This is a genomic window from Glutamicibacter sp. NPDC087344 (assembly GCF_044744225.1).
Classification (GTDB): Bacteria; Actinomycetota; Actinomycetes; order Actinomycetales; family Micrococcaceae; genus Glutamicibacter.
On record NZ_JBIUXY010000016.1, the window covers coordinates 41,140 to 48,797 of the forward strand.

The window sequence follows — 7,658 nt, forward strand, 5'->3', positions numbered from 1 at the left end:
CCAAACACAGCGGCGGTGGGATTGAATAGGTATATGACTCCAGAACCGCTTACCGCCAGCGCGCCGATCGCCGCGAAAATTCCAGTCACCCGTACCTTCCACGGTGATACCTTCACCGATGACTATGAATGGATGCGGGATAAAACCAGCCCGCAGGTCTTGGAGCATCTGAACGCGGAGAACAGCTACACCGATCAGGTAACCGCCGACCAGGAGCCGCTGCGCCAAGCGATCTTCGAGGAAATCAAGGCACGCACCGTAGAAACCGATCTGTCGGTTCCCACCCGACGACGCGGTTGGTGGTACTTCACCCGCTCGGTCGAGGGTAAACCCTACACCATCCAGAGCCGGGTCAAGGCGGAGTCTACCGGGGATCTTCAGGCCGACTGGACCCCACCGGTCATCGACCCGCAGGTTCCGTTGGAATCCGAGCAGGTGCTGCTGGATGGCAATCAGCTTGCCGAAGGCCAGTCGTTTTTTGCATTGGGCGGAATGAGCCTGAATGAGGAAAGCAACCTGCTGGCCTACTGCATTGACACGGCCGGAGACGAACGTTTCACGCTGTACGTCAAGGATCTGCAGACCGGCGAACTGCTCCCCGATGTCATCGAGGGGGTGTTCTACGGTCTGGCGTTCTCCCCGGACTCCTCCACCGTGTTTTACGTGGTGGTTGACGAGACCTGGCGGCCCCATCAACTCAAGGCCCACGTGTTGGGTACTGATCCAGCCACCGACACCGTGGTGTATGAGGAAAATGATCCCGGCATGTGGTTGGGATTCGATGTGAGCGCCGACCGGACCAAACTGCTGATCTCCAGCGGCAACTCTGAATATTCCGAGACCAGCGTGCTGGACCTCACCGATTCCCAAGCCCAGGTCCAGTTGCTGGTTCCGCGTTCGTTGCACCTGTTGCACGGGGTGGACCTGTTGCCCGGGGCCGCCGGCCAGGCAATCATCACCCACGATCATCAGGCTCCGAACAATATGGTTTCCCTAGCCGAGCTGGGACAGCTTGGCGCGGATACCGAACCCGCACAATGGCGCACCGTGGTTGAACACCAGCAAACCGTCAAGGTTGAAGGCACCGTGGTGACCAGCACCCACCTGGTGCTTTCGGTGCGGCGTGAGACCTGCGAGCGGGTCCAGCTGATCGCCTTGGACGGGCTGGGCACCGACGCGCAGCAAGCAGCCCTGGAACCTGCTTTTGACGACGAACTGTTTACCGCCTCCCCCACCTTCGCCTCCCTTGAAGCTCCGCTGATCCGCATCGGCTACACCGCGGACTTCACCCCGGCGCGGGTTTACGACCTGTGGTTGGAAGACCAGTCGCTGGTGCTGCGCAAGCAGACACCGGTGAATGATTTTAACGCCAAGGATTATCTTTCCACCCGCGAGTGGGCCGTGGCCGCCGACGGCACCAGGATCCCGCTGACCATCATGCGCCGTGCGGATCTGGACACCTCGGTCCCCAACCCGGTGCTGATCTATGGTTACGGCTCCTATGAAGCCTCCATGGATCCGGGTTTCGGGATCCCTCGGCTCAGTGTGCTGGATCGCGGAGTAGTTTTTGTGATCGCCCACGTGCGTGGCGGCGGAGAGCTGGGCCGCGACTGGTATCTACAGGGCAAAAAGCTGCACAAAAAGAACACCTTCACCGATTTCATCGATGCCACCAACTACCTGGTGGATTCCGGCTGGGCCGACCCGCAACGCCTGGTCGCGCTCGGCGGCTCGGCCGGCGGCCTGCTCATGGGCGCCATCGCCAACATGGCTCCGCAGCTGTATACCGCCATCGTGGCGCAGGTCCCATTTGTCGACGCGTTGACCTCGATCCTGGATCCGGAGCTTCCGCTCTCCGCCCTCGAATGGGAGGAGTGGGGCAACCCCATCCAGGACGAGGAGGTGTATCGCTACATGAAGTCCTACTCGCCCTATGAAAACGTGAGCGCGCAGCCCTATCCAAAGATCGCGGCAGTGACCTCGTTGAATGACACCCGTGTGCTGTATGTCGAACCAGCCAAGTGGGTCGCGAAGCTGCGCGAGCTGACCACCGGGGATCAGCAGATAGTGCTGAAAACCGAAATGGACGGCGGCCATGGCGGTGCGTCGGGCCGGTATGAATCGTGGAAGTCGCGGGCGTGGGACTACGCGTTCATTTTGGACGCGCTGGGCTGCCGTGAACTCATGACCCGATAATTCACCGCCGTATCACTGCAACAGCTACCGGAAGGCGGCCATGCGCCACATACACATCTCGGACTATCGCGGCCATCAGGCCGTACGGGAACTCCTGGCGCTGGCCGCCGACCCGGCGGATGAAGCCGCCCTCCAAGCACTTTTTGACCACTGCCAGCAATTGCAGGTCCTCGTCGAGTTCTCCCCCGGGAACGAACCGATAGCGCTGGCAGCTTATGCGCTGCACGACGAGTACAGCCTGCGCGTTGAATACCTCGCCGTACGTGAGAAATTCCAGCACCAGGGCCTGGGTTCTGCACTGATGCTTCGATTGCAGCAAGAGCACCAGCGCAGCATCTGGGCCACCACCGACGCAGACGCGGTGGATTTTTACCGTGCGCTGGGTTGCGTGGTGACCACCAGCGCCACCGACCCGCGTTGGCCGGCGAACCCACGGTTCCTGTGCACCCTTCCCTTTCTCCCGCTGCTCTCCGGGCAACCGGAGACCGATCCCGCCTATGAGGCAGTCGACGGCCAGCTGCTGCGCGGACTGGTGAAAATTGTTCCTCCCAAACCGCAGTGGCCAGCAGACTTCACAACCATTCATGCCGCCCTCAGCACAGCCTTGGGATCAACCGCGTTGGCCATTGAACACACCGGTTCAACCTCGGTGCCGGGCCTGCCGGCCAAGTCACTGATCGATGTGGCCTTGCTGGTTCCAGATGCCGACGACGAGTCGAGTTATGTCCCGCAGCTGCGGGCCGCGGGCCTGGTTTTCTGGCACCGTGAACCTGGCTGGTACAAACACCGGATGTTCAAGCCGTCCCCGGACGCGGGGTTGGCCGACGCCAACATTCATATCTTCAGCGCCGGAAGTCCGGAATTCCTCCGGATGCTCCTCTTCCGTGATCATCTGCGCACCCACCCCGCCGACAGGGAAGCTTACGCCGCGATCAAATACCGCGCCGCCGCGCAGTTGGCGGCATCGGATGCCGACGCAGGCTTGATGATGGACTACAACCGGATCAAGGAACCGTTCATCTTAGAGCTGCACCAACGGATTTTCGGCGGCTAAGACTTTTCCCCGCGATCCCCACCTTTTCGCAGACGATTCACCCCTAGAACTTGACTTGCCTCACATTTTGTTATTACCTAATGATCGTTCGGTAAATAATTCGGTGAAGGAAGTCCATGAGCGAAACACAGGTCGAGAACCCGCTACCCCACGCAATTCTCGAGAATGACTACGCCACGCAATGGATGGGCATCGAGGTGCTCAATGTCAGTGATGGCCAGGCAGTGATCACCATGGAGCTGAAGCAAGAAATGCTCAACGGCTTCGGCATCGCCCACGGTGGAATGATCTTCGCCCTGGCCGACACCGCATTCGCCCTGAGTTGCAATCCCCCGGAAGGTTCGGAAGAAACCATCACCGTTGCTTCAGGGGTTGATATCAACTTCCTCAAGCCAGGTATTCCCGGACGCCTGCTGACCGCCTCGGCCCGCCGAGTTTCGCAACAGGGTCGCAGCGGTATCTACGACATCACGGTCACCCAACCGGGCACCAACGGGAGAACCGAGACGGTGGCAGAATTCCGCGGGCGTTCACGAACCATCCCCAAACCCAAGAGCCGCTAGCCTTTTCCGCCACCACCACACGAAAGTACGAGCATGTCACAGAACATCGACCGCGACAGCCTGCCGAATCCGCTGGATGCCGAAGAAACCATGAGCCGCGATCAGATCGAATCGATCCAGCTCACTCGCCTGAAAGAGACCCTGCACCTGGCCTACAACAAGGTGCCGTACTACAAAGAAAAGTACGACGCCGCCGGAGTGCACCCCAATGACCTTAAAGAGCTCTCCGACCTGACGATCTTCCCCTTCACCGAAAAGGAAGACCTGCGCAAGACCTACCCGTTCGGAATGTTCGCCGTTCCGCAGCATGAGGTGGCCAGGATTCACGCATCCTCCGGCACCACCGGCCGCGCGACCGTAGTGGGTTACACCCAGCAGGACCTGGATGACTGGGCGAAGCTCGGAGCCCGCTGCCTGCGTTTGTCCGGGGTGAAGCCGGGCTGGAAGGTCCACAACGCCTACGGGTACGGCCTATTCACCGGCGGCATGGGCGCCCACGCCGCCGCCGAACGGCTCGGCACCACCGTGATCCCGATGTCCGGCGGGCAAACCGAAAAACAGATCACCCTGATCAAAGACTTCGAACCGGATGCAATCCTGTGCACCCCGACCTACCTGCTGACCATTGGCGATGCCATGCAGCGTATGGGTGTCGACCCGCGCAGCACCTCGTTGAAGGTGGCGGTCCTGGGTGCGGAACCGTGGACCGAGGAAATGCGCCACGAGCTGGAAGAGATGTTCGGCATCGACGCCTGCGACATCTACGGCCTCTCTGAAGTGATGGGCCCCGGCGTGGCCGGCGAATCGCGCGAACGCAAGGACGGCAGCCACATCTGGGAGGACCACTTCCGCCCGGAAATCCTGGATGCCTACGACCCGTCCAAGGTTTTGCCAGACGGTGAGCACGGAGAACTGGTTTTCACCTCGCTGACCAAGCAGGCGCTGCCGATCATCCGCTACCGCACCCACGACCTGACCCGCCTGATGCCGGGCAGCGATCGACCGGGCCACCGCCGCATGGGTCGCATCACCGGGCGCAGCGATGACATGATCATCTTGCGTGGTGTGAACCTCTTCCCAAGCCAGATCGAAGAACTGATCCTGAAGGTGCCGGCCCTGTCCCCGCATTTCCAGCTGGTGCTCACCCGCCCGGATCGGATGGACCAGTTGGCAGTGAAGGTTGAACGCCGCGCCGATGCCTCGGCGGATGATGCGGCCAACGCCGCCAAGGCCTTGGCTAAGCTCATCAAGATCCATGTGGGCTCCTCCTGCGCGATTGACGTGGTGGACCCGGAGACCCTTGAGCGTTCAATGGGCAAACTCAAGCGCATCTACGACCTGCGTAACAACTGATTCGCGGGTGGACGTGAAATAATCGAGGAACTATGCAATCTACCCAAGCAGTGACCCCACCGGTCAAACGCGGCCGTCCCGGTTACGACCAGGAAACCGTGCTCCAGATCGCCGTCGAGGCGTTTAACGAGTACGGCTACGATGCAACCTCGATGGGCAAGCTCGCCGACCGACTGGGAATCAGCAAGTCGGCGATCTACCACCACGTCCCCTCCAAGGAAGACCTGTTGCGCCTGGCACTGGATGAGGCACTCATCCCGCTGGAATCGATGATCGAGCAGGTACGCCAGCATGCTGGCAACGCGGACGAACGCCTGGAGTTCTTTTTGCGTTCAACCGTGCGCATCCTGATTGCCAAACGCTCGTATGTGACCTTGTTGCTGCGCCTGCGCGGCAATACCGAGCTGGAGCGCAAGGCCCTGGAGCGTCGCCGCCAGATGGACCGCGAGCTCTCCGCGCTGGTGACCTTGGCGCAGAGTGAAGGGCAGTTGCGCGAGGACTTAGAACCGCGCGCAACCGCCCGCCTGTTGTTCGGCATGATCAACTCGGTGGTGGACTGGTATCGGCTCGACGGTGTGATCGATGCCATCACCCTGGAGAATCAGGCGATCTCCTTGCTGTTCAACGGGCTGCACACCCAGCCGCCGGAGCCCACGTCCTAGAAAGCTAAGGGCGCGGACGGCAGTCAACGATGAAATTCATGAGCCCGGTGGCATCCTTCCCCGTGTACATGCTTATCAGGTGCTGGTTCAGCTCTAACCGGCGAGCCGCTGGAATAGAAATCGCATCGTACCCTTGGGCCATAAGCCAGCCATTCATCATCAACCTCGAGGTGCGTTTGTTCCCGTCGAAAAAGAACTGCCGAAAGGCTCCGATGCCGAAGTAGGCGATGGCTCGCTCCGCTGGATGAAGCTCAGCAGAACTCAAATACACGATGGCCGAGTCGAACTCCTTGCGTAAATCGGCTCCCCCATCCGCAGAGCTGGTTGCTTGATATTCTCCCTGTCCACCGAGGTTTACCAGACCACCACCGCGGGTAGGCCCTTCTCCGCGGAACATACCCGCGTCCAAAGCTTCAAAGCGTGCCACGAGGTGGTGAATTTGATTAATGGTGGGCCGGTCCATGACAAATTTCCCATGCCGCACCATGTGCGCCAGGGCCTTAGATGATTCAGCCAATGCCAAAACTTGCTCTGCTTCATCTTGCCGGCGGCCGCCGACCGTGATGCCTTCTAAAAGTGTTTGAACTTCAGGCAATGTGAAGGTGTTTCCTTCCAAAGCCGCAGCATCCCATACGTGGGCTGGTAGAACAGCTTTGAAGCGCGCCAACACACGCTCAGGTGCACTTTTCTGCAACAGGGTCCAATCGATCGCTGTTGAGTCCCATGAGATCCCAGTAGCCACTTCTCTGGCCATGTCGCGCGGCGGTGCCGGGGAGAGAACAGGCTCCAGCAAAGATGCGGAGTTTCCAACAATTGGCTTGTGCTGTTTTTGGTATTGATCAGAGCGCCGGTTGAATCGCGAATTCTTAGCCACGTGATTCCTCCAGCCTGCTCAGCATCCGAAGCCCAAGTTCCTCGGTTCGGTGATCCGCACATAAGTCGAGGACCACTTGGTAGGAATCCGCCCAGGAAACCCCATCCGAGACCTGTGCACCTTGCTCGCTGACACCGTCAAAGGGAAGAATACACACCTCGCGCCCGCCGTTCGGGTCATGCGGGAGAGCCAATCCCAGCGCAGCCGCTCCTCCGTCAACGTAGATCACCAACGGGTTTTGGGTAGCGTCCGGCACACCATAGGCAACTGCCGCCGCCCAACCACTAGCAACGTAGCGGGTGCCGGCTGCAGACACTGCACCAAAAATGCGCAGTGGTGACCATGAGGTTCTAATCGACACAGTTTCGGGCCGCTGTAGAATCGGCGCTGCTTGTCCCGCGGTAAGCACCAGGTCGGAGATAGTGCAGGCCCATCGGTCTAAGGTCTCAACCCAGTAACCCTCCGCTTGTTCCTCCATGATCAGACTCCGCGCGGCATGAACGGCTCGGGTGTCGCACAGCCGAGGCATCTGGGACGGGAACTGGTAGCCCAAGGCATTAATCAATCTCGTAGCTGTTCCGATGGTCGGATCCAGCTCGCCGGCCACGATTCTGGTAACGGTCGAGGTCGAAACACCAGCCCTGCGTGCGATTGCACTTTTTGAGAGCCCCGATTCATTGATAAGCCGGACAATTTCCTGCATGGTGCTACCCTACTCCCAGCTTTGCGTAAATGCAACGAATCTAAAATAATTGCGTATACGCAACAGAATTTTGTTGCCTGATGGTGCGGCTAACACCCTCCTTTCCGTGGTTCCGAGGCTATCGATGTCTTAGAAATTGCGCCGATAGATAGCCAACACCACTCATTGATACCAATGATCGTGTAATTAAACTCAACCCAAACGTCATTAAAGTCAAAGGCAGGCACGGACAGTGTTAAACATATTTCGACCA

At 59.5% G+C, this 7,658-nt stretch carries 7 protein-coding genes; 5 read left to right on the forward strand and 2 right to left on the reverse strand.

All coding sequences use genetic code 11. From position 1 onward, the window contains the following. Nucleotides 1-33 precede the first annotated feature (33 nt). From ACIOWL_RS20065 to ACIOWL_RS20085, 5 genes are all read left to right on the forward strand, one after another. The gene (locus ACIOWL_RS20065; protein ID WP_400389373.1) at nucleotides 34-2,196 is read left to right on the forward strand and encodes a S9 family peptidase; all 2,163 of its coding nucleotides are present in this window, start codon (nucleotides 34-36) and stop codon (nucleotides 2,194-2,196) included. Between the two features lie 40 nt (nucleotides 2,197-2,236). Further along, entirely contained in the window at nucleotides 2,237-3,250 is a 1,014-nt protein-coding gene (locus tag ACIOWL_RS20070) for a GNAT family N-acetyltransferase (protein WP_400389375.1), read from the forward strand. Nucleotides 3,251-3,366: 116 nt separating this feature from the next. Further along, entirely contained in the window at nucleotides 3,367-3,813 is a 447-nt protein-coding gene (gene paaI, locus ACIOWL_RS20075; RefSeq protein WP_400389377.1) for a hydroxyphenylacetyl-CoA thioesterase PaaI, read from the forward strand. A 33-nt stretch (nucleotides 3,814-3,846) separates the two neighbouring features. Beyond that, the gene (locus ACIOWL_RS20080; RefSeq protein WP_400389380.1) at nucleotides 3,847-5,166 is read left to right on the forward strand and encodes a phenylacetate--CoA ligase family protein; all 1,320 of its coding nucleotides are present in this window, start codon (nucleotides 3,847-3,849) and stop codon (nucleotides 5,164-5,166) included. A 32-nt stretch (nucleotides 5,167-5,198) separates the two neighbouring features. After that, nucleotides 5,199-5,828 (forward strand): TetR/AcrR family transcriptional regulator, encoded by a 630-nt coding sequence (locus ACIOWL_RS20085; protein WP_400389383.1) that lies wholly within the window; start codon nucleotides 5,199-5,201, stop codon nucleotides 5,826-5,828. Nucleotides 5,829-5,832: 4 nt separating this feature from the next. On the opposite strand, the gene ACIOWL_RS20090 is transcribed toward ACIOWL_RS20085, so the two are convergent. Beyond that, nucleotides 5,833-6,702 (reverse strand): Fic family protein, encoded by an 870-nt coding sequence (locus tag ACIOWL_RS20090; protein WP_400389386.1) that lies wholly within the window; start codon nucleotides 6,700-6,702, stop codon nucleotides 5,833-5,835. Next, on the reverse strand, nucleotides 6,695-7,405 hold the full coding sequence (locus ACIOWL_RS20095) for a helix-turn-helix domain-containing protein (RefSeq protein ID WP_400389389.1): 711 nt from the start codon (nucleotides 7,403-7,405) through the stop codon (nucleotides 6,695-6,697). The genes ACIOWL_RS20090 and ACIOWL_RS20095 overlap by 8 nt, the downstream gene beginning before the upstream one ends. Between the last annotated feature and the right edge of the window lie 253 nt (nucleotides 7,406-7,658).